The 23,932-nt window shown below is 49.8% G+C and carries 21 protein-coding genes; 17 read left to right on the top strand and 4 right to left on the bottom strand.

What is annotated here, in order from left to right; translation table 11 throughout:
* The first annotated feature begins 28 nt into the window (after window positions 1-28).
* Together miaB and AC0YNZ_RS00705 are read left to right on the top strand one after the other, a co-directional pair.
* Window positions 29-1,621 (top strand): tRNA (N6-isopentenyl adenosine(37)-C2)-methylthiotransferase MiaB, encoded by a 1,593-nt coding sequence (miaB, locus tag AC0YNZ_RS00710; RefSeq protein ID WP_475824846.1) that lies wholly within the window; start codon window positions 29-31, stop codon window positions 1,619-1,621.
* 23 nt (window positions 1,622-1,644) lie between these two features.
* Complete coding sequence (locus AC0YNZ_RS00705) at window positions 1,645-2,139, top strand: YlbF/YmcA family competence regulator (protein ID WP_475824845.1); 495 nt, start codon at window positions 1,645-1,647, stop codon at window positions 2,137-2,139.
* Between the two features lie 290 nt (window positions 2,140-2,429).
* Here AC0YNZ_RS00705 and AC0YNZ_RS00700 read toward each other — a convergent pair whose 3' ends face one another.
* Complete coding sequence (locus AC0YNZ_RS00700) at window positions 2,430-3,044, bottom strand: biotin transporter BioY (RefSeq protein WP_475824844.1); 615 nt, start codon at window positions 3,042-3,044, stop codon at window positions 2,430-2,432.
* A 123-nt stretch (window positions 3,045-3,167) separates the two neighbouring features.
* On the opposite strand from AC0YNZ_RS00700, the gene AC0YNZ_RS00695 reads away from it, so the two are divergent.
* Window positions 3,168-4,019 carry an ATP-binding cassette domain-containing protein gene (locus tag AC0YNZ_RS00695; protein ID WP_475824843.1) on the top strand — a complete coding sequence of 284 codons (852 nt, stop codon included), beginning with the start codon at window positions 3,168-3,170 and terminating at the stop codon, window positions 4,017-4,019.
* Window positions 4,009-5,769, top strand: coding sequence for an ATP-binding cassette domain-containing protein (locus tag AC0YNZ_RS00690; protein ID WP_475824842.1), 1,761 nt, complete (start codon window positions 4,009-4,011; stop codon window positions 5,767-5,769). Before AC0YNZ_RS00695 ends, AC0YNZ_RS00690 begins: the two co-directional genes overlap by 11 nt.
* Here the strand turns inward: AC0YNZ_RS00690 and AC0YNZ_RS00685 are convergent.
* Both AC0YNZ_RS00685 and AC0YNZ_RS00680 read right to left on the bottom strand, forming a co-directional pair.
* Window positions 5,752-6,342, bottom strand: a complete 591-nt coding sequence (locus AC0YNZ_RS00685; protein ID WP_475824841.1) for an HAD family hydrolase — start codon at window positions 6,340-6,342, stop codon at window positions 5,752-5,754. The two genes, AC0YNZ_RS00690 and AC0YNZ_RS00685, sit on opposite strands and share 18 nt — an antisense overlap.
* Window positions 6,339-7,550 (bottom strand): MFS transporter, encoded by a 1,212-nt coding sequence (locus tag AC0YNZ_RS00680; protein WP_475824840.1) that lies wholly within the window; start codon window positions 7,548-7,550, stop codon window positions 6,339-6,341. The genes AC0YNZ_RS00685 and AC0YNZ_RS00680 overlap by 4 nt, the downstream gene beginning before the upstream one ends.
* A gap of 167 nt (window positions 7,551-7,717) precedes the next feature.
* Here AC0YNZ_RS00680 and lepB point away from each other — a divergent pair, with 167 nt between their 5' ends.
* The 8 genes from lepB to AC0YNZ_RS00640 all read left to right on the top strand — a co-directional run bounded on the left by lepB (window position 7,718) and on the right by AC0YNZ_RS00640 (window position 19,882).
* Window positions 7,718-8,269 carry a signal peptidase I gene (lepB, locus tag AC0YNZ_RS00675; protein ID WP_475824839.1) on the top strand — a complete coding sequence of 184 codons (552 nt, stop codon included), beginning with the start codon at window positions 7,718-7,720 and terminating at the stop codon, window positions 8,267-8,269.
* A gap of 188 nt (window positions 8,270-8,457) precedes the next feature.
* Window positions 8,458-9,933, top strand: a complete 1,476-nt coding sequence (locus tag AC0YNZ_RS00670) for a sensor histidine kinase (protein WP_475824838.1) — start codon at window positions 8,458-8,460, stop codon at window positions 9,931-9,933.
* Window positions 9,911-10,600: a response regulator transcription factor gene (locus AC0YNZ_RS00665; protein ID WP_475824837.1), complete on the top strand. Its 690-nt coding sequence runs from the start codon at window positions 9,911-9,913 to the stop codon at window positions 10,598-10,600. Before AC0YNZ_RS00670 ends, AC0YNZ_RS00665 begins: the two co-directional genes overlap by 23 nt.
* 24 nt (window positions 10,601-10,624) lie before the next feature.
* Window positions 10,625-13,654 carry an efflux RND transporter permease subunit gene (locus tag AC0YNZ_RS00660; protein ID WP_475824836.1) on the top strand — a complete coding sequence of 1,010 codons (3,030 nt, stop codon included), beginning with the start codon at window positions 10,625-10,627 and terminating at the stop codon, window positions 13,652-13,654.
* A gap of 370 nt (window positions 13,655-14,024) precedes the next feature.
* Entirely contained in the window at window positions 14,025-14,192 is a 168-nt protein-coding gene (locus AC0YNZ_RS00655) for a hypothetical protein (RefSeq protein WP_475824835.1), read from the top strand.
* 161 nt (window positions 14,193-14,353) lie between these two features.
* Complete coding sequence (locus AC0YNZ_RS00650) at window positions 14,354-16,306, top strand: putative thiazole-containing bacteriocin maturation protein (protein ID WP_475824834.1); 1,953 nt, start codon at window positions 14,354-14,356, stop codon at window positions 16,304-16,306.
* Window positions 16,303-18,243, top strand: coding sequence for a TOMM precursor leader peptide-binding protein (locus AC0YNZ_RS00645; protein WP_475824833.1), 1,941 nt, complete (start codon window positions 16,303-16,305; stop codon window positions 18,241-18,243). The genes AC0YNZ_RS00650 and AC0YNZ_RS00645 overlap by 4 nt, the downstream gene beginning before the upstream one ends.
* A 61-nt stretch (window positions 18,244-18,304) precedes the next feature.
* Window positions 18,305-19,882, top strand: coding sequence for a SagB family peptide dehydrogenase (locus AC0YNZ_RS00640; protein WP_475824832.1), 1,578 nt, complete (start codon window positions 18,305-18,307; stop codon window positions 19,880-19,882).
* 90 nt (window positions 19,883-19,972) lie between these two features.
* Here the strand turns inward: AC0YNZ_RS00640 and AC0YNZ_RS00635 are convergent, their stop codons facing one another.
* Window positions 19,973-20,464 carry a hypothetical protein gene (locus AC0YNZ_RS00635; RefSeq protein WP_475824831.1) on the bottom strand — a complete coding sequence of 164 codons (492 nt, stop codon included), beginning with the start codon at window positions 20,462-20,464 and terminating at the stop codon, window positions 19,973-19,975.
* Window positions 20,465-20,652: 188 nt separating this feature from the next.
* Between AC0YNZ_RS00635 and AC0YNZ_RS00630 the strand changes: the two genes are divergently transcribed.
* From AC0YNZ_RS00630 to map, 5 genes are all read left to right on the top strand, one after another.
* On the top strand, window positions 20,653-20,991 hold the full coding sequence (locus AC0YNZ_RS00630) for a DUF3889 domain-containing protein (protein WP_475824830.1): 339 nt from the start codon (window positions 20,653-20,655) through the stop codon (window positions 20,989-20,991).
* Window positions 20,992-21,075: 84 nt separating this feature from the next.
* On the top strand, window positions 21,076-21,387 hold the full coding sequence (locus tag AC0YNZ_RS00625; protein WP_056637404.1) for a YbjQ family protein: 312 nt from the start codon (window positions 21,076-21,078) through the stop codon (window positions 21,385-21,387).
* A 294-nt stretch (window positions 21,388-21,681) separates the two neighbouring features.
* Entirely contained in the window at window positions 21,682-22,371 is a 690-nt protein-coding gene (locus tag AC0YNZ_RS00620) for a pseudouridine synthase (RefSeq protein ID WP_475824829.1), read from the top strand.
* An 82-nt stretch (window positions 22,372-22,453) separates the two neighbouring features.
* On the top strand, window positions 22,454-22,804 hold the full coding sequence (locus AC0YNZ_RS00615) for a rhodanese-like domain-containing protein (RefSeq protein ID WP_475824828.1): 351 nt from the start codon (window positions 22,454-22,456) through the stop codon (window positions 22,802-22,804).
* 348 nt (window positions 22,805-23,152) lie between these two features.
* Window positions 23,153-23,899 carry a type I methionyl aminopeptidase gene (gene map / locus AC0YNZ_RS00610; RefSeq protein ID WP_475824826.1) on the top strand — a complete coding sequence of 249 codons (747 nt, stop codon included), beginning with the start codon at window positions 23,153-23,155 and terminating at the stop codon, window positions 23,897-23,899.
* Window positions 23,900-23,932 lie beyond the last annotated feature (33 nt).

Here is a 23,932-nt window from a genome sequence, read left to right as displayed (position 1 = left end):
TTTGTACCCATAAGGAAGTGAATCGGCATTGACGAAGGAAAGTAACCAGACCGCTGCGGACAAGAAGCAGGACCAGCTTAAGGATTACTCCAAATATTTTGATTTTAGCGATGCGAAAGTGATCGATCAGGATGAGAATTCAACGACCTACCGCATTAAAGGAAGGATCGTCAATATAAATGCGGCACCAAGCCACAAGGATGAGAAGAAACGCGGCAAAGAGGACATCGAGGTGCATTACGATTTTGCAATCCCCGATGAGCTGCGAACGATCGGCGCGGGCAAGCATTATCTGATCCAAACGTACGGCTGCCAAATGAACGAGCATGACACCGAGGTCATGAAGGGCATGTTCGAAGAAATGGGCTATACACCTACAGAGGATCGAAAGCTTGCAGACGTTATTTTGCTCAATACTTGCGCGATCCGTGAAAATGCGGAGGACAAGGTGTTTGGCGAGCTCGGTCACCTTAAGACGCTGAAGACGGAGAAACCGGACTTGCTGCTCGGCGTTTGCGGCTGCATGTCGCAGGAGGAATCGGTTGTCGGACGTATATTGCAAAAGCATGCTTTCGTGGACATGATCTTTGGAACGCATAACATACACAGACTGCCGTATTTGCTGCAAAACGCCTATTTCAGCAAAGAGCTGGTCGTTGAGGTATGGTCCAAGGAAGGCGACATTATCGAAAATATGCCCAAGAAGCGCGAAGGCATGCGTGCTTGGGTGAACATTATGTATGGCTGCGATAAGTTCTGCACCTACTGCATCGTACCGTATACGCGCGGCAAGGAGCGCAGCAGGCGTCCTGAGGATGTGATCGCCGAGGTGCGCGACTTAGCCCGCAAAGGGTTTAAGGAAATTACGCTGCTGGGCCAAAACGTTAATGCGTACGGCAAAGATTTCGAAGACATTAACTATCGCTTTGGCGATCTGATGCAGGACATGTCCAAAATCGATATTCCAAGAATCCGCTTTATGACGAGCCATCCGCGTGATTTCGATGATCATTTAATTGAGGTGCTTGGTACGGGCGGCAATTTGGTCGAGCATATTCATTTGCCGGTGCAGTCCGGAAGCACTGAAATATTGAAACGAATGAGCCGCAAGTATACCCGTGAAATGTATTTGGAGCTGGTTGGCAAAATTAAAAAAGCGATCCCGAACGCCATGCTGACTTCGGATATCATCGTCGGCTTCCCGGGCGAAACGGATGAGCAGTTCGAGGATACAATGACGCTGGTGCAGGAAGTAGGCTTCGATTCCGCATATACCTTCCTCTATTCTCCCCGCGAAGGAACACCTGCCGCAGGCATGGAGGACAATGTGCCGCTTGAGGTGAAGAAGGCGCGGCTGCAGCGCTTAAACGCGCAGCTAGCAGCGAATGCGAGAGAAATGAATGAGCAGCTGCGAGGCCAAATCGTTGAAGTGCTCATTGAAGGCGAAAGTAAAAACAATGCGAATGTCCTATCCGGACGGACGCGCACGAATAAATTAGTTCATTTGGAAGGTCCAAAGGAATGGATCGGGCAGTTCATTATGGCGAAGGTAACCGAGGCTCAAACCTGGTATATTAAAGCCGAAGCGATCGAACAGAGCCCACAAGAAGCCGTTAGCTAACGGGGAAACAGGAGAGATGACAAATGGCAGAGAAGCATACAGCAGAAAATCAAGCGGGGCAATGCGATCACGGGCATGAGCATGGAGAGGGCTGCGGCATTCCGAGCTTTCATACGCGCGACCTCATCGTTCGCGAAGATATTAATAAAAAAGCGAAGGAGCTGGCCGATCTAATCTTCACATCGGAGGAAGTACAGCACTATCGCCGTGCGGAGCAGCAAATCAACGGCAATGAACGCATACAGCAGCTTATTGCCAAAATCAAAAAGAAACAAAAGGAAGTTGTCGCATTCGAAACGACTTTCAAAAACGCGGATATGGTTAAAAAAATTGAAGCTGAGATGGAAGAGCTGCAGGATGAGCTTGACGGTATTCCAATCGTAACCGAATTTCAACAAAGTCAATCCGACATTAACTATTTGCTGCAGCTTGTCATCTCTATTGTACGCGACACGGTAGCTGAGAAGATCAACGTGGAAGATGCTTCGGAGCCAGCTCCAGAGGAATGCATCGAGTAAGCCGTTCTAGTTAAGTGAAGGTTAGCGGTTCGGTAAGTGAGAATGAATCGGAATAAGCCGTATATGACGCTGCTCCTGACGGTGCAGTGTCATATACGGCTTTTTTAAGTGAATGAATTGTACATATTCCCCATTTCGATTCGTGTATTAGGCAGCGGACGTTGCAGTACTATTAGCTGCAAGTTATATCCGGGCACGGGGCCCAACGTATAAATAACAAAAACCGCTTATCCCTAGTTGATAGAATCAATGAAAGGAATTAGCGGTTTTTTTGTATGCTAGTTATAGCTTTATACGTTAAATGAAGATTTTTCCGCACGGCTGCTTGCGGTTGACGAGCGAATGTAGACGATGTAAGGTGTTAAGGAGATTGCTAAAATCGTGCTTGCGAGCGATTTTAGTGCATCGCCGATGATGAAAGGATAAAAGCCGGCTGTCATCGCCTTCTGGAACGGAAGATCGAGACTTTGCATGAGCCAAGGAATACCCGGAATGTATGCGCATAGCGAGCTGAATAACTCGAAAATAACGAAAAAAGCAATAAAAGCTATGATTTTATTTCCTTTGGAGCTGCTGCTGCGTAAGAAGGCACCAGCAGCAAGGCTGACTAATAGCGCGCAGAACGGGAAGGCGAAGATAAACCCGCCGGTAGGACCTGTCAGATGTGCAATTCCGCCTTGGCCGCTGAACAACGGCAGGCCGAATGCTGCGAGCACGATGACGATAAATATGCTTAGGAAAGCGTTGCGCGGCGTCAGGAACAGACCGGCTAACGCAACAGCTAATGTCTGAAGCGTAATAGGAACAAACGAGCCTCCGAGTTTAATCGTCAGAGAGCTCATGACGATAAACAACGCTGCGAATAAAGCGATGAAGACGAGTGATCGAATGTTATTGGTTTGCATAATGCGAAACGACTCCTTTATGTAGTTGCTGATTAATGTTAACCATTTATATGTGATCTCAGTTAACAAAATAGAATTGTAGCATAGCCAATCGTTTTGGGGAAGAGGTTGGGTGAAAGTTTTTTGGATGAAATCAGTCAGATCGAATTGAAGCAAGTAACGGTTACGCCGCCTGTCATGCTGGAAGGGCAGAAGCGGCTGCCTATTATAAAAAATGTATCCCTGACTATACATAAAGGGGAGTGGATATCGCTGCTCGGGCGAAACGGAAGCGGGAAGAGTACGCTTGCCAAAGTAGCTGCGGGCTTCCGTACAGCCGGCGTTGCCGGACAAATTACGAGGAGCATAAAGACTGCGGCAGAAGGCAAGCCGATTCCGATCGTGTTGCAGCAGCCGGAGACAGCGATGGTCGGAGCAACGCCTTGGGAGGACGTCATTCTTATGCTTGAGCAAAATGAGCTGGCGGCTGCCGATATTCCATTAGAAGCCGCGCTTGCGCTGCGAAAAGTCGGGATGAGCGAGCGGCTGCATCAGCCTATTGAAACGCTATCCGGAGGGCAAAAGCAGCTGGTTGCCATAGCAGGCTGTTTGGCGGTGCAATCCCCTTTGCTCGTTCTTGATGAAGTGACGGCCATGCTGGAGCCAGAGGCAGCGAGCGCAGTGCTGGAGCAGGTAAGGAGCCTGCAGCAATCCGGCGTAACGGTTATGTGGATTACGCAGAAGCTGGAGGAGCTGCGCGAGGGCGATCGCATCGTCGCGATGAATGACGGTTCGATTGCGTATGACGGGCAAGCTGGGGAATGGTTCGCCAGATCACAATCCGGGGTGAAAGACAGCTTATGCGAGCGGCTCGGTTTTGAGGCGCCATATGCAGTGCAGGTCGCTTGGGAGCTTGAAGAACAAGGCGTCATGCTGCGGCCGTTTCCATTTACGGACAAAATGCTGGCAGAGGCGGTGAAGCGCTATGAATGCTGATTGGAAGTTAAGCGGCGTTAGCGTCTTTGCTGACGGAGCGGAAAAAAAACAGCTGCTTAATGATGTTCATATGAGCTTCGAAGCGGGAAAGATTACTTTGCTGATTGGACGCAACGGTGCGGGAAAATCAACATTGCTTGAGACGATTGCCGGAATCCGTACGATCCAGGCAGGCATCGTAGAGCTCGGCGGCAATCCGCTGTGGATCAAGGAGAGCCGCCGAAGGCGGCTTAATCGGGACGTTACGCTAAGGCTCGGCATTGCTATGCAAAGCTCTGAATCGCAATGGTTTGCTTCTACCGTACGTGACGAGCTCCTCTATTCGCTTAAGCCTTATCATGTGGATGCCGCTAAAGCGGAGGCGAGAATGGAGCGGGCGCTGGAGGGGACAGGCTTACCGCAGGAGATGATGGAGCGTGATCCGTGGACGCTCAGCGGAGGGCAGCAGCGAAGGCTGTCGCTCGCCTGTTTGCTGGCGTGCGAGCCGGAATGGCTGCTGCTCGACGAACCGACGGCGGGGTTAGACGCCGCCGGCATCCGCCTGCTGTGCGCGGTGCTTGAGGCGCACAGGGCGGCGGGGCGCGGAGCGGTCGTGGCAACGCACGACCTCGACGCGCTGCTGCCGCTGGCGGACGCGGTCGCCGTGGTTGACGGCGGCACGGTCCGCGCAGCGGCTCCTGCGGCGGCGATTGCGCATGCCGCAGCGGCGCCGCAGGCGCTGCGCGCGCTGGCTGAGCTGCGCGCGGAGGCGGCTTTGCCGCCGCAGGTGCCGGCGCGGAGCGACGGAGCGCCGTGGCCAGCGCCGCGCGAGGTTGCGGCGGTGCTGGCAGCGGAGCTTGGGCGGCGAGCGGCCGTGCGTGCCGCCGCCCAAGCTGATCAAGCGGAGGCGTGCATTTTGCCCAAACTATCGTTGAACGAAGGACAACCGCTGAACTGTAAACCGGAAGATGATCATGCAGCAGCTGAAAGGTCCGCTGCAGCCATCACCCTTCCAGCATCAGAAGGGTCGGAGCGGCTTCGTTCCGGCCACTTCGATCCGCGTGCGCTTATGCTTGTTTATTTATTTCTTTCGGCTAGCGTGCTTGCGCAAAAAACAGCTTTGGAGCTATCGCTTGCCGCGCTGGTAACGCTGATGCTGTTAGCGCCGTTTCGAGCGTTCATATGGCCTTGGATGCGGGTCATTCGCGCTTATGTCATGATGATCCTTGTTTTTTGTATAATTGGGGGCGTAGAATTTGGGCCGTTCTCCTTCGACTGTGACAAGGTTTGGCCGATTGCGATAAAGTTTGGCAAGCTGCTTCTTATTATGCTCATTGGGATGCCGATGCTTAAGCTGATGACGCCTTACAGGCTGCAGCGGTCCATCGAGCAAACGTTTGGCTGGCTCGACAGACTGCGAGTGCCCATTCATTCCTTTGCGCTTATCGTAACGCTTATTTTTCGGTTTATTCCGCTTTTAACTGGAGAGTGGGAGAGGTTTGCAAAGCTTGCACATGCGAGAGGGAAGGCGGTTACGCCTTTGAGAACGGTGCCGTTCAGCATGCTTCTTTCGGTTCTTATTCCTTATATGCGTTCTATCCTTCGATTAGCGGAGCAAATGGCGGATGCGCTGGAGGCACGCGGCTTCGGCTATATGAAGCGAAAGCCTGCTTACGGCTTTCGCCTGCGGTTCGGCATGCCTGATGTCTATTTGCTCAGTATTGCCGCGGGAAGCGGCATACTGCTCTTCGTATTAGCTTTCTTGCTTTAACAGCGGGAGAACAAACGAAATCCACTGTCCATCCTCATCGGCAAGCAGCGTCCGCCAGCCGAGCGACGCTGCTTGCTTTAAATTTTTTTCATGGTCATCGACGAACAACACATCGCTGCCTGAAGGTATAGATGCGGCCGCCCTGGCGTAAATTTCAGGGTGAGGCTTTTTTATAGCTGCCTCGCTTGAAATCGTTACGCTCTTCAAATAGGGCCTGATTGGCTTAACGATAGGTTCGACCCAAGCGGGAAGATGATTGCTTAGCAGATGAATATCGGCGACAGCATGCCATTCAGCGATTTTCGCTAGTGCCGGCAATGGCTGCAAGCTCCTATCAATAAATGTTCTCGCTGTTTCTGTGTTCAGCAGCGGCGTATAATTCTTGATCCATTCCCAGAACTGTTCCTCCAAAATGCTGCCTGTCCATAAATGTTCGCTTATTTGCCGCTTATATTCAGAGTAGAGCGCTTCTTCAGAAATGTTGGCTTCCGCAGCCAGCAGCTGCCAGAAGAGCGGCGATAAGTTTGTCGCAAGCACGCCGCCGATGTCCAGTACAAGCTGGGGTCTCATCATCCCGTTACCTCCTCAGCACTCTCTTTACGGATGATCATTTTTGCATGACGCTCCTTCATAGCCCACACGACGACAAGCGCGAATGCTATTGCGCCGAGCATTGAACCAAACAGGAAGCCGCCATTCAAGCCCCAGCTTTCATTCAGCCAGCCGGCCAGAAAAGGCCCCGAGAACATCCCGATTGCATATAATGCCTGATACAAGCCCATTGCGGTAGCGCGTCCGGGAAGCTCGACGTCGCGAATAGCAAGCCCTAGCAGTAGAGGCATATGCAGTCCCTGCGCAAAGCCGTTAATCGCTTGCGTCGCGACGAGCACGTTGAACGAATCCGCAAATACCATAGCCGCCGTACAAATCGTGCTCAAAAAAAAGCCAAGCCCAATCGTGCCCCAGTAACCAAATCTAGGCGTGAACCACCTCGCTGTTACTAATGAAGCGAAGGCATGTGGAAGCATGAAAGCAAACACAAGCATGGTCAGCTTAAGCCCGTCAGCGCCCATTTCTTCCGCTTTAAGCGGCGTAAAGCCGAACATGGTAATAAAGAGAACGCCATGAGCGAGAATGGAGAGCAGCGATACCTGCAGCAGCGTTTTCGTTCGCACGACGTTTTTAATCATCGCAAAAGACATTCCCGGCTGTTCGCGTAGTTCCGTACGAGGCTCTTTTAACATAAATGCAAGCAGAAGCCCGATGACTGCAAGTACAGCTCCGGTGGCGAACGGCGCATTTGCGTTAAAACCGTCAGTGAGCCAGCCGCTAAGCAGCATGCCGATCATTTGCCCCGACACGGTCATAACGCTGATATTGCCCATTGCGCGTCCTGTCTGTCCAGCTCCAAAATAGCTGGCGTAAAGGACGGTGAAAGCGACCCAGGTGGAAGCGCAAACGCCAGCCATCAGTCTGCCCGCCAGCGGCCATATCCAAAGTCCCGGTATAAGAAACAGCAAGCAGCTGATTCCAGCGGTCAGCATGCCGAGCAGGATGAATGGCTTGCGTTTTCCGAAGCGGTCCGATAAGATACCAAGCGGAAAACGGACGAACATTTGCACGAAGCCATAGCTTCCAAGCACGATGCCGATAAAAGGCAAAGAAAGTCCGCGATCGCTCAGGTAAGGCGACAAAGTCGGGACGTATACGTACATAGAGGTCCAGTATAAAATGGTTACAGTCGTAAAAAGCAATCTTTGTGCAGCGGATATTTGATTCATCGCTCTTAAAAACCCCTCTCACTTTCACTTTATCGCATGGCAGCTGCCGTTGTCACTCCCTATTTTCAAAGCCTATATGGAAACTTTCTCCATCCAATGGCGTATAAAGCAAGGGACTTTTTAAGGTCTTATCCGGCGGAACCGATTAATGGTAGAGGAGAATGCTTGTGAAGACAGAAAAACTTCAAGCTAAAGAATGGCATAAAGAATTACGGGAATGGGCTATATCGCTTGGCATAGCGGTTGTCGTAGCCATGCTGTTCCAGACGTATGTATATGCGCAATCGGAAGTTCGAAATGTATCCATGCAAAATACGCTAGTCGCGGGACAACGTTTGATCGAGGACAAATGGTCCTATCATTTTCACGAGCCGCGTCACGGGGATATTGTCATTATAAACGGCCCGGAGAGTGATTTGCGTCTGATTAAGCGAGTCGTTGGCTTACCGGGTGACGTAGTCGATATCCATAATGGGGAAGTATATTTAAACGGGGAAAAAATCGATGAGCATTACGTCAAAGGACAGACGTTTGCGGGCAGCATAGACATCCCATTTACAGTAGAAGAAGGGCAGCTGTTCGTCATGGGCGATAACCGCGAGCACAGCATGGACAGCCGGGAAATCGGTCCGATCGCAAGATCAAGCATCGAGGGTAAAGCCGTATTGCGCATATGGCCGCTTCCTAAATTCGGAACGCTTAACGAAGAGCAGGAGTAAAGTTCAATCCGCTCACATTAAATGAGATTAATTATTTATGACATTAAATAATAATGCCATTAATATATGAAAGCATTATTCAACCAAACGTAATAATTTCGTAAGAAATGGTTACAAGTTCGTTTAGAAATAGCCGTTATGATAAACCATAGATTCAACAATAAGGATCAGCGAGGCGTGAAAAAAGATTGTCCATTCGAGTGAAGCTGTACATGTCCTATTTGGCGATGGTGTTCGTACCGATCATATTAATGAGTGCTTTTATGATTTTCATTTTTTATGCCGGCGGCGTCGAAGATGTTCGTCATTACTATGAGAGGGAAGACAAAGAGCCCTACCAGCAAGCGCTCGTATATGGCGAATTGTCATATGTGCTGCGCAATGATGCAGGCGAGCTGGAGAAGAAGCAATACGCGGCCGAGATTCAAGAAAGGCTTGGAGAGCTGTGGGCGGGCCTGCTTATTTCAAGGGATGGGAAGATTACATCGGTCGCACCTTTTTTGGAGCAGGCCGCGCCGAATGAAAATTGGCAGCAATTATTAGAGCAGCCGCCAGCAACGGTAACGTTCAATTCGTACCGCTTCGAAACGAGCACGGTCGATTTTGCCTATCCGGATGGAGGCGAAGGCAGAGCTGTGCTGTTCAGAAGGAATGATACTGTTCCTATTTATTGGAGACCTGTCGGCACAGCATTCAGCTTGGCTTTTATCGGTCTAACGAGCCTGCTGCTTACTTATTTCGTTTCCAGGAGCATCATCCGTCCGATTAAGAAGCTTGAGGCGGCGGCGCTGCAAATTAAGGAGGGTGATTTGACTCACAAGGTCGAGGCGACGACGAAGGGTGAAATCGGACAGCTCAGCATCGCATTCGAGGATATGAGGGTGAGGCTGAAGCAGTCGATCGATCAAAGTCTGCAATATGAAGAAAATCGCAAAATGCTGCTTTCTCACATTTCGCATGATCTGAAAACGCCAATATCAGCGATTAAAGGCTATGTGGAAGGCATTATGGACGGAATCGCGAACACGGAAGAGAAGCGCAGCCGTTACATGGAAACGATCTACCGGAAGGCTGCGGACATGGATCAACTGATTGATGAGCTGTTCCTATTCTCGAAGCTTGATCTTCAAACCGTCGCATTTGATTTTAAAGTAATCGACATTATCCGTTATTTGGAGCATTTCTTGGACGAGCAGCGCTTTGATCTGGAGAAATCGGGCGTAAGACTGCTTTACAGAGAGCAAGCGGAGCCTATCATGATCGCCGCTGATCCGGATAAGCTCAGCCGGGTACTCACTAATATTTTGAACAATTGCGTTAAATATATGGCTCAGCACTCCGAGCTTGCAGCGAAAGATATCACCGTCAGAGTAAAGGAATTAGAGCAGCATGCTCTCGTAGAAATCGAAGATTCGGGTCCAGGCATTGATAAGGACGATTTGCCTTATATTTTCGACCGTTTCTACCGTGCGGAGCAATCCCGCAATTCGGAAACAGGAGGAAGCGGTCTCGGACTTGCGATTGTCAAACAAATTATTGAAGGGCATGGCGGTGTCGTTTGGGCGGAAAATGCAGAGCATGGGGGAGCCCGCTTCTGTCTGAAGCTGCCTAAGTCGATTCCCGTCAAAACGGTGGGTGAGCATGAAGAACATACTAATCATTGAAGACGAGAAAGCCATTGCCGAGCTGGAACGTGATTACTTGGAAAGCTACGGCTTTAGCGTGCACATTGAAGGGAGAGGCGATATCGGGCTGCAGAAAGCATTGGAAGGAAAGTTTGACCTTATTATTTTGGATGTTATGCTGCCAAAGATAGACGGCTTCGAAATTTGCCGCCAGATTAGACAGACGGTCAATATTCCAGTACTTATGGTGACAGCTAAGAAGGAAGACATCGACAAAATTAGAGGGCTTGGCCTAGGAGCCGACGATTATATGACCAAGCCCTTCAGCCCAAGCGAGCTCGTTGCGCGTGTGAAAGCACATTTAGCCCGGTATGAGCGGCTTACGTCGGATAAAACAGTACGTGGCGACCTTATTCGAATCCGCGGGTTGTTCATAGATAAACCATCGCGCAGAGTGATGATTCATGAGCAGGAAGCGATGCTGACATCTAAGGAATACGAGCTGCTGCTTCTGCTGGCCTCTCATCCCAATCGCGTATTTGAGAAGGAAGAGCTGTTTGAGCGGATTTGGGGGCTTGATTCAAACGGGGACGCAGCTACAGTCACGGTACATATACGGAGACTGCGCGAGAAAATAGAGCATGACCCGTCAAAGCCCCAATATATCGAGACGATTTGGGGAGTTGGCTACCGTTTTAAAGTATAGATAGAAGATGAGGAGTGGAACAAATTGAAAAGCATCATTCGATTTTCGATTAATAACAAATTTGCTTTATGGATATTGACGCTGCTAGTTTTGATCGCCGGGCTTTATTCGGGAATGAATATGAAGATGGAAACACTGCCTGACATCACGGTACCTATCGTTAGCGTGACGACGGTATATCCCGGGGCAGCCCCGGAAGAAATTATGGAAAAAATAACGAAGCCGATCGAGCAGCGCACACGCAATCTGAACGGCGTGAACGTTATCAGCTCAACGTCCTACGAGAATGCTTCCTCGGTCGTGATCGAGTATACGTATGAGACGGATATGGAAAAAGCGGCTGAAGAAGTGAAAAACGCGCTTGCTGAGCTCTCGCTTCCAGATGGCGCTCAGGACCCTTCGGTATCACGAATCAGCCTGAATGCCTTCCCGGTATTATCGCTTAGCTTGTCTAGCGAAAGCATGAATTTAGAGCAGCTAACAAAGGAAGTTCAAGCAAATGTTTTGCCGAATTTGCAAGGCATAGAAGGTGTGGCGAGCATCCAGATTTCAGGCCAAAATGTGATGGAAGGCGAGCTTGCCTTTAAGAAGGATAAGCTGAAGCAATTCGGCTTGACCGAGGATATGGTAAAAGGAATTATTAATGCTTCGGCCGTAACCGTCCCGCTTGGCATTTATGAATTCGGCGATACAGAGAAGGCGATCGTCGTTGACGGAAATATTTCTTCAGAGAATGACCTGAAAAATCTAATGATCATGCCGGGCGTCAAGCTAAGCGATATAGCGGATCTTAGCATTGTCGGCAAAGCGGAGTCGATCTCCCGTACGAACGGCAAAAATGCAATCGGCCTGAGTGTGGTGAAGGCGGCCGATTCCAACACTGTCGATGTCGTAAATAAAGTGAAAGAGGCAATTAAACAGCTTGAAAGTAAAAATGAAGGCTTAACGTTTGTAACTACGCTCGATCAAGGAAAGCCGATCGAGGATTCCGTGCACACCATGCTAAGCAAAGCGATCATTGGTGCCCTGTTCGCTGTTATTATCATTATGATTTTCTTGCGCGATATTCGTTCCACGATCATTGCGGTCGTCTCGATTCCGTTGTCGATCCTGATAGCTCTCCTTCTATTGAGCCGGATGGATATTACGCTGAACATTATGACGCTAGGCGCAATGACTGTCGCCATCGGGCGTGTAATTGATGACTCCATTGTCGTAATCGAGAACATCTACCGGAGAATGGCTCTCTCCACAGAGAAGCTGAAGGGCAAGGATTTGATCCTCGACGCAACGCGCGAAATGTTCGTACCGATATTGGCATCGACCATCGTAACGATTGCGGTGTTTCTGCCGCTTGGACTTGTCTCCGGCATGATCGGTGAAATTTTCCTTCCGTTTGCATTAACGATCGTATTTGCCTTGTCGGCATCGCTCCTTGTAGCAATTACGGTTGTGCCGATGCTGGCGCATATGATGTTCCGTAAAGGCATAAAGCCGGGCAAAGCGCATCACGATAAGCCAGGACGCATGGCTGAGTGGTATAAAGGCGTTCTTCGTTGGTCACTTAACCATAAATTTATCGCATTTGGTTTGGCTGTTCTCCTGTTAGTCGGAAGCCTGTTCCTAGTTCCTGTTATTGGTACCAGCTTTCTAGCCGGCGACGAAGAGAAAATGATGGTCGTTTCCTATAACCCTGCCCCTGGCGAAACGCGCGAGCACGTTGAGAAGTTGTCGCTTGAAGCGGAACAGCAATTGCTTGACCGCGAAGGCATCACAGTCGTGCAATATTCAGTGGGCGGTCAAAATCCGTTTAGTCCAGGAGCTTCGAAGCAAGCCTTATTTAACCTGAGTTACGAAGATGATTTTGCGGACTTCACCGCCGAAAAAGAAAAAATCGTACCGCTTCTTCAGGCGTTAGGCGGCAAAGGCGAATGGAAACAGCAGGACTTCACCGGCGGCGGCCTAGGCGGATCAGGCATATCGATGCTCGTCTATGGACCGGATATGAAGTCGCTGCAGCCAGTGGTTGATGATTTAGTGACAAAGCTCGAGGGCAACAAGGATTTGAAAAATATCAGTTCCAGCTTATCTGAAACGTATGACCAATACAGACTTGTGGCGAGTCAAGAGAAGCTAATTCAAAACGGCCTGACGGCTGGCCAAATTGCAATGGCGCTGAGTCCGGTTCGCGAACGTCCCGTACTGACGACGATCGAAAAGGATGGTGAACAATTCAACGTTTATGTGAAGGTTGAAGCAAAGACGTATTCAAACAAAGCAGATCTAGAAAACGTGATGCTGACATCGCAGATGGGCAAGGAAGTGGCGCTCAAGGATGTTGTGACGATCGAGGAAGGCGAGTCGCCTAACACGATTACAAGACGCGATGATCGTATTTATGCCGAAGTAAAGGCCGATGTAACGGCGTCCGACGTAGGAAAAGTATCGACTGAGCTTCAGAAGATGATTGACGAGACTGATTTTCCTGCCGGTGTTGATATTGAAATGGGCGGCGTCTCAGAACAAATCAATGAATCGTTTACGCAGCTTGGCCTAGCGATGCTGGCGGCTATCGCGGTTGTATATCTCGTACTTGTCATCACGTTTGGCGGAGCCGTTACGCCTTTTGCGATATTATTCTCACTGCCGTTTACGATTATCGGCGCATTAGTGGCATTGCTCATAGCAGGGGAAACACTCAGTGTAACCGCAATGATTGGAGCGCTAATGTTAATCGGTATCGTGGTCACGAACGCGATCGTTCTAGTCGACCGCGTCATCCAGAAGGAGAAGGAAGGCTTATCCGTTCGCGAATCGCTGCTTGAAGCAGCGGGCACTCGGCTTCGTCCAATATTAATGACGGCGATTGCTACTGTCGGAGCGCTGATTCCGCTGGCATTTGGCTTCGAATCCGGCGGACTGATCTCCAAAGGGATGGCGGTTACGGTCATTGGCGGCTTAACGAGCTCGACCTTGCTCACGCTCATTATCGTTCCAGTCGTCTATGAGTTCTTGAACCGTAAGAAAAAACCACGTGCCGCAGAAGAAGGATAACGAGGCCTTGCTAAAAGGCGCAATAGTGAGGCTGTCTTCAAGATCATTGACCTTGAAGGCAGCCTCTCTGTACGTTCACGGGTATATCTATTAAACGGCATATAGGCGAATGCAGCAGGAACACTTGCGGAGTTAATTTCATAAGTATATGTCATGAACAATCAACGGCTTAAGATCAGTTCGACATGCCCAACCGGAAAAATGTCTAATTTTGTCTGGACCGTTGAAAAAATCATGAACACATAACGGAGGCTACAGAGATGAATGAGTTTAAAAATGATCTGCAAAATCTGAATATTGACCCTTACAAAACGAGTGGAATAACGCCAAACGCCGGTCAAGGTCAGGTTGATCCTAAAGATTCGCGGCTGTGCATCGGCTTTTGTATCGGCTTTTGCATCGGTTTTTGTTCCTGCTCAAGCTGTTCCTGCAGCAACTGTTTCAGATGCTCGAACTGCTTCCGCTGTGCAAACTGTGTCCGCTGTTCGAACTGCTTCCGCTGCAGCAGCTGTGCGCGCTGCCGCTAAAGCATCATTAAAGATTATGTAAACGCAAGATTCAAGAAGTCCCAGTCAGCGATCCGGCTAACTGGGGCTTCTTTCTATATAAGAGCAGTCATGACGGACAAATAGCCCTACATACCTTTATAGAGGAAATGTTGCAAGGATTTGTGGAAATTTCGACAAGGGGGTATGGAACTTGGATTCTTCTATGCGTCTTAAAGTGAGAGGGGATACTTTTTTTCTCCCGAGCTCTGACGGAAGCGTTTATTTTCGAAACAATATCGGCTCGTTTCGAATGGAAGGAAGCTCGATCAATCAGTGGATTGAAAAACTAATGCCGGTATTTAACGGCGAGCATTCGATGCATGATTTGACGGACGGCTTGCCGGAGCAATATCGAAAGATGGTGTATGAAATCGCGGAAGATCTGTATAGAAACGGATTTGTCCGGGATGTAAGCCGGGATCTGCCGCATCACCTGAAAGAGGAAGTTCTTGAGAAATATGGGTCGCAAATCGAATTTTTGGACAGCTTTGAAGGCTCAGGCGCCCATAAGTTTCAGCGCTTTCGCCAGTCGAACGTACTTGCCGCCGGATCCGGCTCTTTTTTTGTATCGCTGGTGAAATGTTTGCTGGAGGCCGGGATGCCGCAAATTCGCATGCTGATTACGAATCCTGAAACGACGAATCGGGAGCGGATATTGGAGCTGGCGGAGCATGCCCGCCGAACGGACCCGGAGGTCAGGGTGGACGAGGTCGTCCAGACTAAAAAGGGGCGGATTGATTGGCGTTCGGCGGTGCAGTCGTTCGATGCGGTATTATTTGTGTCGGGAGAGGATGGGGAGCCGGAGCTTAGAATTATGCAAGAGATTTGCAGGGAGGAGAAAAAGGTGCTGCTGCCTGCAGTATTGCTGAAGCAGGTTGGGCTGGCCGGACCGCTTGTACATCCGGATTTGAAGGGGGACTGGGAATCCGCTAGGCGCCGGATCCATCAACAAGCGATTTACAAAGATCCCCGGCTTCATGCTGCCTCCGCCCCGGCGGAAGCTATGCTTGCGAATGTAATCGTCTTTGAATGGTTCAAAACGGCTGCCGGGGTTGCAGGATCGGAGCTGAAAAATAAATTGTTTCTGCTTGATTTGGAGACATTGGACGGAAGCTGGCATCCGTTCCTGCCGCATCCGCTTGCGAACGGACGTCCATCCGTCAATCAGGTAGACCACTTGAAGCTGCTGTCAGCAGGAGAATCGGAACAAAGGAGCCTGGCGGGTTTAATGACTTACTTCAGCCGGCTAACATCGGGTGAAACGGGCATTTTTCATGCTTGGGAGGAAGGTGATCTGCGGCAGCTCCCACTGTCACAGTGCCGCGTGCAGACGGCAGATCCGCTGTCGGAAGGTCCGGCAGAGCTGCTGCCTGAGATCATCAGCAATGGCATCAATCATGAGGAAGCACGCAGGGAAGCTGGGCTTGCCGGCATCGAGGCTTATGTGTCGCGAATGACGGGCTTGCTTGTAAATACGGTGCATGCGGAAAACGATCCTGCAGCTCCGTCAAGCCCGCTTGAATTCATTGGCGTCGGAGCGGGAGAGTCGGCCGCGGAGGGCATTATCCGCGGTTTGCAAAAATGTCTGACAGACGTCTATGAAACGGCGTTAGAAGCTCATGCTCCTTCCGTCAATCCGGTGCAGCTTAAACTAGTAGACGATGATCGATGCCGCTATTATTTAAGCGCGCTGACGACGATTCAAGGCTCGCCTTCGATCGGCTTTGGCGAAGATGATAACGGCTTTCCTGTCGCGTGGGTTGAAGCAAGCGGCTGCTGGTATGGCGCGGTCGACCTCAATCGCACGAGGGCGCTGCGCAGATCGCTGCAGCGGGCGCTGCTGGCTGCCCAAAACAAAGAAGCTTGCGGAGCGGCGAATACGATTAGCAAGTCCTCCGTAAATGTGAAGGAAGCGATGGCGGAGAGCGTATCCATTCCGGCATGCAATCCGTTCGAGAATCGTGAGGTGCTGCATTCCGCATTGCAGCAATTAAATCGTTCCCGGAAGCATATAGTCGTCTACGATCTAGCGGTTGAGTCATTTTTGAAGGAGGGGCTGGCAGGGGCATTCGGCGTGTCGCTTCGAGAGGAGGAGGAAGGGTGAGCGCTACCGTAGCGGTTATAGGGGAAGGGCAGCTTGCAGACTATGTATGCGGCGAATTATCCGGTGACTGCCGAATCGTCCGCCAAAAGGATTTCACATCCGAAGTGCCGGAATCCGCTAAGCTGGCGCTTCTTCTACATGATGGATACAACCCCTCGGACCATCTATTTGCCGAGGAAGTGTTTCAGCGCTCCGGCGTGCCATGGCTGAGAGCGTTTGTTTCGTTCGGGGAGGGTGTGATCGGGCCGCTCGTTGTTCCAGGAATGGCGGGATGCGGAAATTGCGCCGATCTGCGCCGCTTAATGGCGGGAAATGACCGGAAGGAAATGTGGGAGCTTCAGCAGCATTTCATGCAAGAAGGCGTTTCTTCCGATGTATGGTCTTCACGCCTCGGTCTTCTTCATATGGCTCAAGTTACGGCGGCTGAGGCTCGTAGCGTGCTTGCGGGCTCACCAGCCCGAACGGAAAACCGGATCATGCTGATCCATCTGCAAACGTTAAATAGCTCCGCTCATTTCTTTTTGCCGGATCCGCTTTGTCCTTCATGCGGAACGTCGCCGGACGATGGTGAGGAAGCCGCCCGGATTTCGCTGCAGCCAAGTCTGAAAATTAGCGCAAGCAGCTATCGCTGCCGTTCAGGTGACGAACTGAAAGCAGTATTGACGAATGACTATGTGGACGCGCGAACGGGCTTTTTGAACGGAAAAATGATCGATCTGGTGTCGCCGTTTGCCGATTCGAGCGTCAATTTGCCTCTGTTCTCGGGGGATGAAGGCTGCGCCGGCCGGACGCATTCCTTTGCGGACAGTGAGATGACCGCCATTTTGGAAGGCTTGGAGCGATATTGCGGCATGTCGCCTCGCGGGAAGCGGACGGCCGTTCATGACAGTTATTTGAATTTGAAAGAGTTGGCGCTCGATCCCGTTTCAGTTGGCGTTCATGAAAAGGAGCAGTATGAAAGGCCCGGCTTTCCATTCCGGCCGTTTGATCCAGGCCGGCAAATCGACTGGGTGTGGGGCTACTCGTTTTTGCAGCAGAGACCGATTCTCGTACCGGAGCAGCTCGCCTACTACAGCGCGGGATGCGGCCACGGCTTTGTTTATGAAAGCTCAAACGGCTGCGCGTTGGGCGGCAGCCTGGAGGAAGCTGTTTTTTACGGCATAATGGAAGTGGTAGAACGCGATTCGTTCCTTCTGACCTGGTATGCTCAGCTGCAGCTTGCTCCTATCGACCTGTATTCCTCCGGGGATCTTGAATTGAATTTAATGGTCGAGCGTTTGCGCGAGGTGGTCGGCTATGACGTACATTTATTTAACTCGACGATGGAACACGGCATTCCAAGCGTTTGGGCGCTAGCCAAAAACAAGGCGGATAAGGGAGTGAACATCATATGCGCGGCTGGTGCGCATCCGGATCCGGTGCGCGCGGCAAAAGGTGCGATCCATGAGATCGCGGGCATGCTGCTGTCGTTGAACGAGAAACTGGAGGAAAACCGGGAGCAATTTGAACAAATGCTGAACGATCCGTTTCTCGTACGGCAAATGGACGATCATGCGATGCTGTACAGCTTGAAGCAGTCGGAGGAACGGCTTGATTTTTTGTTGCAAAACGGCCGCCCGTACAGGACTTTCGCTGAAGAGTTTAAACCAAAGGCAGAGCATGCGGATTTGACGGATGATTTAAGAGCCATTCTTCAAAATTTCCGCGAGTTGAATCTGGATGTCATCGTGGTCGATCAGACGACGCCTGAGACGCTGCGAAACGGACTTCATTGTGTGAAGGTATTGATCCCGGGCATGCTGCCGATGACGTTCGGACAGCAGCTTATCCGCTTGAGCGGCCTGGAGAGGGTATTGCGAATTCCTGCAGAGCTTGGGTATGCCGATAAGCCGCTTGCGCCTGAGCAGTTAAACCGTCACCCGCATCCGTTTCCGTAATGGCCCGTCTGCTGTTTTAAAGCGGGTTTTGCCTTAAGCAAAGCCTTTAGGAGGAGTAGGAATGAGTCTGAAGGCATTTTTGCACCAATTGCAATTCGATCCGGACAAGGTTAAGCCTCAAAATTGGGAGACCGATTGGGAAGACGCCCCGCTTCCGTATAAGCTTTACCGGCGGCTGCCGGCTTTTCCGCTGTCCGCGGAAGTTCCGTTAACCTTGGAGCATAAGCCGGAATGTGCTGAGCCGACGCTACGCGGGCTCGGCCATTTTCTGTGGTATACGTTCGGGCTTACTCAGCTCAGCCAGGCTGTATCAGGACCGGAAGCGGGTGACGAGTGGGGAAGCCCGATGCAGCTTTGCAGGCGCTACGTTCCTTCAGGCGGCGGCTTGTATCCAAGCGAGCTTTATCTTTATTTGAAGCTGGAGGATTTGCCGCATGGCGTTTATCATTATGATGTGGCGCATCACCGATTGATTCTGCTTCGCGAAGGCAATTATGATTGCTATTTGGGAAAGGCGTTAGGCAATCGATGCGACATACCCGCTTGTTTCGGCGTCGCGTTCGTGTCGACCATGTTTTGGAAAAATTACTATAAGTACAATAACTTTTCTTATCGTCTGCAGGGGCTCGATGCCGGATTGCTGCTCGGACAACTGCTGGAGGTGGCAAAACGGTACGGTTTTCAGACAGGCGTGTACTTTCAATTTCTTGACCGTGCCGTTAACCATTTGCTAGGTTTATCCGAGCAGGAAGAGAGCGCCTATGCGGTCGTACCGTTATCTGCTGAGCCGGATACCGAATGGTTTTATGAAAATAAGGACGAAGACTTTATATCGGCGGCCGATTTGTGCAAAGAGCTGGCAGCGGTTGAGCATGAGCACTATATACGTTCGAGGAGAGTGGCGGAATATCCGGTAGTCTTAAAGATGAACGCCGCAGCCATGACGGATTCCCCGCAATGGTTCCGGCAAATCGGAATGGAAGAAGAAGCGTCCGATAAAAACGCTGCGTATAGGCTCCCGCACGTGAACAGGCTTTCATATGACCTGGCGTCCGTTCTCAGGGAGCGTTATTCGCCGGAAAACGAATACGTATTGCGGACGGTTAGCAGCACCTGCCTTGCTGCTTTATTACAAGAGGTTATGGCTTCTTTTAAATACCGGAACGATTTGGACGGCAAGCTGCCGAGTCCAGAACCTCGTGTTTCCCTTTACGGCTGCTTCTATGGCGTAGAAGGAATTGGGAATGGCGCGTATCGCTATGACGGCTCGGAGCATGCTTTGCGGCTCGTTCGTACCGGTGATCTCCGGTCTTGGCTGCAGCGGGGGATGGCTCTGGATAACGTGAATTTGTACCAAGTGCCGCTTTGCTTTCATGTGGCAGGAGATACGAATCATCACTTTGAAAAGTTGTGCTATCGCGGCTATCGTATCCAGCAAATGGAGGCGGGGATGCTCGTTCATCGCTTGCTGCTTGCCGCTGCCGCTTCCCAAATGGGCGGGCGCCCACTGCTCGGCTACGATGCAAACACGAGTGACGAGATTTACGGAATGGTTTCCCGGGGACATACGAGCCTTATTCAGATACCGGTCGGTCATTGCCGCCGCCGTTCGCGGCTGGAGGGTAGTTTGGCACACTAGCTGTTAAACGAAAAAGGACAGATGGAATGTCGGTGACATTCCATCTGTCCTCTTTTGTTTATGCGGTTTGTTAAGCGGAGGGCTGCAAATTTACCGAGGCTGCTCCTTATCAGCTGCCGCTGCCGGGTAACATACGACAGGCAGGCATACATGGTGAGGGTGAACCATTGGATGGACCCATTCATGATGATAATCGATAGAGGTGTGTTCCCATCCATCATGCGAATAATGATCGAAGTGAATATGGTGCTCATCATCATGCATCTCAGGATGGAAATCATGCATGTGATGAAGGTCATGCATTTGATGCATCTCAGGATGGAAATCATGCATGTCATGCATGTCATGCATAAGATGGAGGTCATGCATGTAGTGGTGGAATTCGAGCATATGATGGAAATCATGCATGTGATGATAATCATACATGTGGCTCAGATCTACACAGCAATGGCACTGGGATTTCGGTGTCTCCTCCGTCTCGGCTTCTGCCTGTGTAGCCGGTTGGTTAGGAATAAATTGCATTTGCTGGTAATACTCCGGCATGGCTGCCGATTGTTGCACATAAGGCTGATTGGGTATCATGATTTGCCTCCTTTTTTTCATACTTTACAATATGCCTTAATCGAAAAAAGGGCACTTATCCCTATAAAATGGGCTGAAGCAGTGGAGACGGCTTCTTGCAATAGCTATTCATCCAATTAATTTGCATAGGACGGAACGAAGAGGGTGACGCTAGTACTATCACAATGAATCAGACAGGTGGTGGTAAAATGCTTCGTCATATCGTTATGAAGGCTGTATTTGTTTTGCTAAGCTTAGCTCACACTGAGGTGAGGACAGCGGATGAGGCTGCCCTGCATGCTGAACCGGCTTATGCGAAGTGGGGTAAACTTGCCGTGGAGGAAACGTCGAGGATGTATCGTAACGCATCTATTCTCGATTATAAATACGTTGGCAGAACAAAGCTGTCAGAGGAACAAGCGGAGGAAAACTTCGTGCTTTGGCTGCGTAAGGACTCGAAGGAATTCGGTGTTAGGGTCAGTATTACGATTCAGACAAGCTCGGATCAGCTGCTGCATCTCAATATAAAAGAACTTGATCCGAATTAATTGAAACATCTTATGAAGCTGCCTCGTAATAGAAGAAGCAAAACGAGATCAAATGCTTCAGAATGAAGCGGGAGGAGCTTAACGATGCTAATTACGACAACGCCAACGATTGAGGGACGTCCGATTCAGGATTATGTAGGGGTCGTTACGGGTGAAGCGATTATGGGAGCCAACGTCGTTCGCGATTTTTTTGCATCGATTACGGACATCGTAGGAGGACGCTCCGGTGCATACGAGGGCAAGCTGAAGGAAGCGCGTGACGTTGCGATCGATGAGATGAAGAATCAGGCTGCGCGGCTGGGAGCCAATGCGATCGTTGCTATCGATATTGATTATGAGGTCGTGCGCGAAGGAATGCTTATGGTTGCCGTTAGCGGAACGGCCGTTCGTCTGTAACTTAAGCGCGATTTTGAAGGAAAGCGATACAACTTTGATTGGTATAAGCAGCGCTTATGTAATCGGGTTTTGTCGCTTTTTTTGTTATGCAGGTGCTGCGATCGGTTGAATGATAAACTGCGTTTGTCTATTCTATTGATTTTACAATCTATTAGGTAAAATGATATGTTTCGGTTATACTCAGGTTGAAAGCTTTGATAAAATGCTTACCAGTTTACATGGTTACTCAGCATCTGATTTCAAACGAAATCAGGTGCTTTTTTATTTGATTTTTGATTGGAAAGCGGGCTGCATATGAGAATTAATAAATATATAAGCGAAACAGGCTTTTGTTCCAGAAGGGAAACGGACCGCTTAATAAGCGCCCGAAGAATTACAATTAATCATGTGATTTGTTTGCCGGGGGCTTCCGTAGCGCCAGAAGACGTTGTTCTTATTGACGGACATGCAATAGCAAGCAAAGGGGAAGCCGTTTATATTGCGCTTAATAAACCGGTTGGCATAACTTGTACAGCAGCAAAGCATGTTACAGGTAATATTATTGACTTTATAAACCATCCCTCCCGGATTTTTGCGATCGGCAGATTGGATAAAGCATCAGAGGGATTAATACTATTAACGAATGACGGAGATATCGTAAACAAAATGATGCGCTCGGAGAACGGTCATGAGAAAGAATACTTGGTGAAAGTGGATAAACCGGTCACATCCCAATTTCTTCAGGAAATGTCGAACGGCGTAGATATTTTGAACACTAGAACCAAGCCATGCGCTGCTATTATGCATAGTGAATATGAGTTCCGGATCATTCTGACTGAAGGTCTTAATCTGCAAATTCGGAGAATGTGCAAGGCTCTCGGTTTTAGAGTTCTAAGACTCGAACGCATAAGAATTATGAATATTACCTTGGACGGTTTAGAAAAAGGGGAATGGAAAGACCTTACCGCAGGCCAGTTACAGAGGCTGTTCGCTCAGCTTAATTAAACAAGTTATATAGTTGCGTTCATATGCGGTGTGTTCATTCCAATATGGACATTGACGTACCTTCGCGATACAATGCATGTGAATGAATAAACAACAAGCAAAGCTTGAAGGGATGAAAAATATGTATCCGGAAATAACGACAGCCGAGCTGGAGAACCAGCTGAAAGAAGGCAAATCCTTAAACCTCGTTGATGTTCGTGAGCCAGACGAATGGCAGGCTGGCCATATCAAGGAAGCACGCAGCATTCCGCTTTCTGAGCTTCAAGAGCGCATCAATGAGCTTCAGCAGGGCGATCAAGAAATCATACTCATCTGCCGCAGCGGCGGACGCAGCGGCAAAGCCTGCGACTTCCTGCAAGCCCAAGGCTATAAAGTTGTCAACGTAACCGGCGGCATGCTCCAATGGCCAGGCGAAGTTACATACGGCGAATAAACGGGATGATCAATCCCTGCACAAAGCGATATTTTGAAAAAAGTCCTTCTGAGGGCTTTTTTTTATCCGGTCCCATAGGAAAACCCGGCAATGGATAATGGAAATAAAGTCGGCTGCACAATAAAAACCTGCGGCTTTTTGATGTGGACGATCATCCTAATTTAATAAATTCGCTTATTGGATCATAAAAAAGAGTATAAGGATGCAGCTGCTTACAGCTTGTTATGGGGGTTAGATGTTAGTTGGATATATTTTTAACGACATTTAGGTTAATCTAAAAAGCATATTGGTTTCAGGGAAAACAGTTCAAGCTGCGTCGTAAATGAAGTGAAGGATTGGGTGATAGCAATGATCATAATCAAGACGAAGGACGAAATTTTGAAAATGAAAAAAGCGGGCGAGATTTTAGCGGCCTGTCACCGGGAGCTGCGGACATTCATTCGCGCCGGTATTACGACACTGGAAATCGATCAATTTGTTGAAACCTTTTTACAAAATAATGGAGCAATACCGGAACAAAAAGGGTATCACGGATATCCGTTTGCTACTTGTACTTCGGTTAATGATGTTATATGTCACGGTTTTCCTAGTCAGACGCTGTTAGTGGAAGGAGATATCGTGACGGTCGATATGGTTGTCAACCTGGATGGCTGGCTGGCGGATTCGGCATGGTCGTATGCGATCGGGAATGTGTCGGAAAAATCGCAGAAGCTGCTCGATGTTACGAAGGAATCGCTCTATAGAGGCATTGAACAGGCCGTTGTGGGAAATAGAATCGGCGACATTTCGCATGCTATTCAAGTTTTTGCTGAGTCGCAAGGGTTCTCGGTCGTGAGAGATTTTATTGGACACGGCATCGGCCAGGAAATGCATGAGGAGCCTCAAGTGCCCCATTATGGACCTCCGCATAAAGGAACGCGTTTAAAGGCTGGAATGGTACTGACAATCGAACCGATGTTAAATACGGGGAAATATCATAGCAAAATCGATCAAGACGGCTGGACGGCCAGAACGGTTGACGGCGGCTTATCGGCCCAATATGAGCACACGATTGCCATTACAGAAGATGGTCCGGTCATCCTGACGGAGCAGTAGGCTTGCATGCAAAACGGTCTTATATTCCATCTT

The sequence above is a fragment of the Paenibacillus sp. J2L1-98 genome, assembly GCF_056269405.1.
This window is presented reverse-complemented; position numbering and strand designations above follow the sequence as displayed.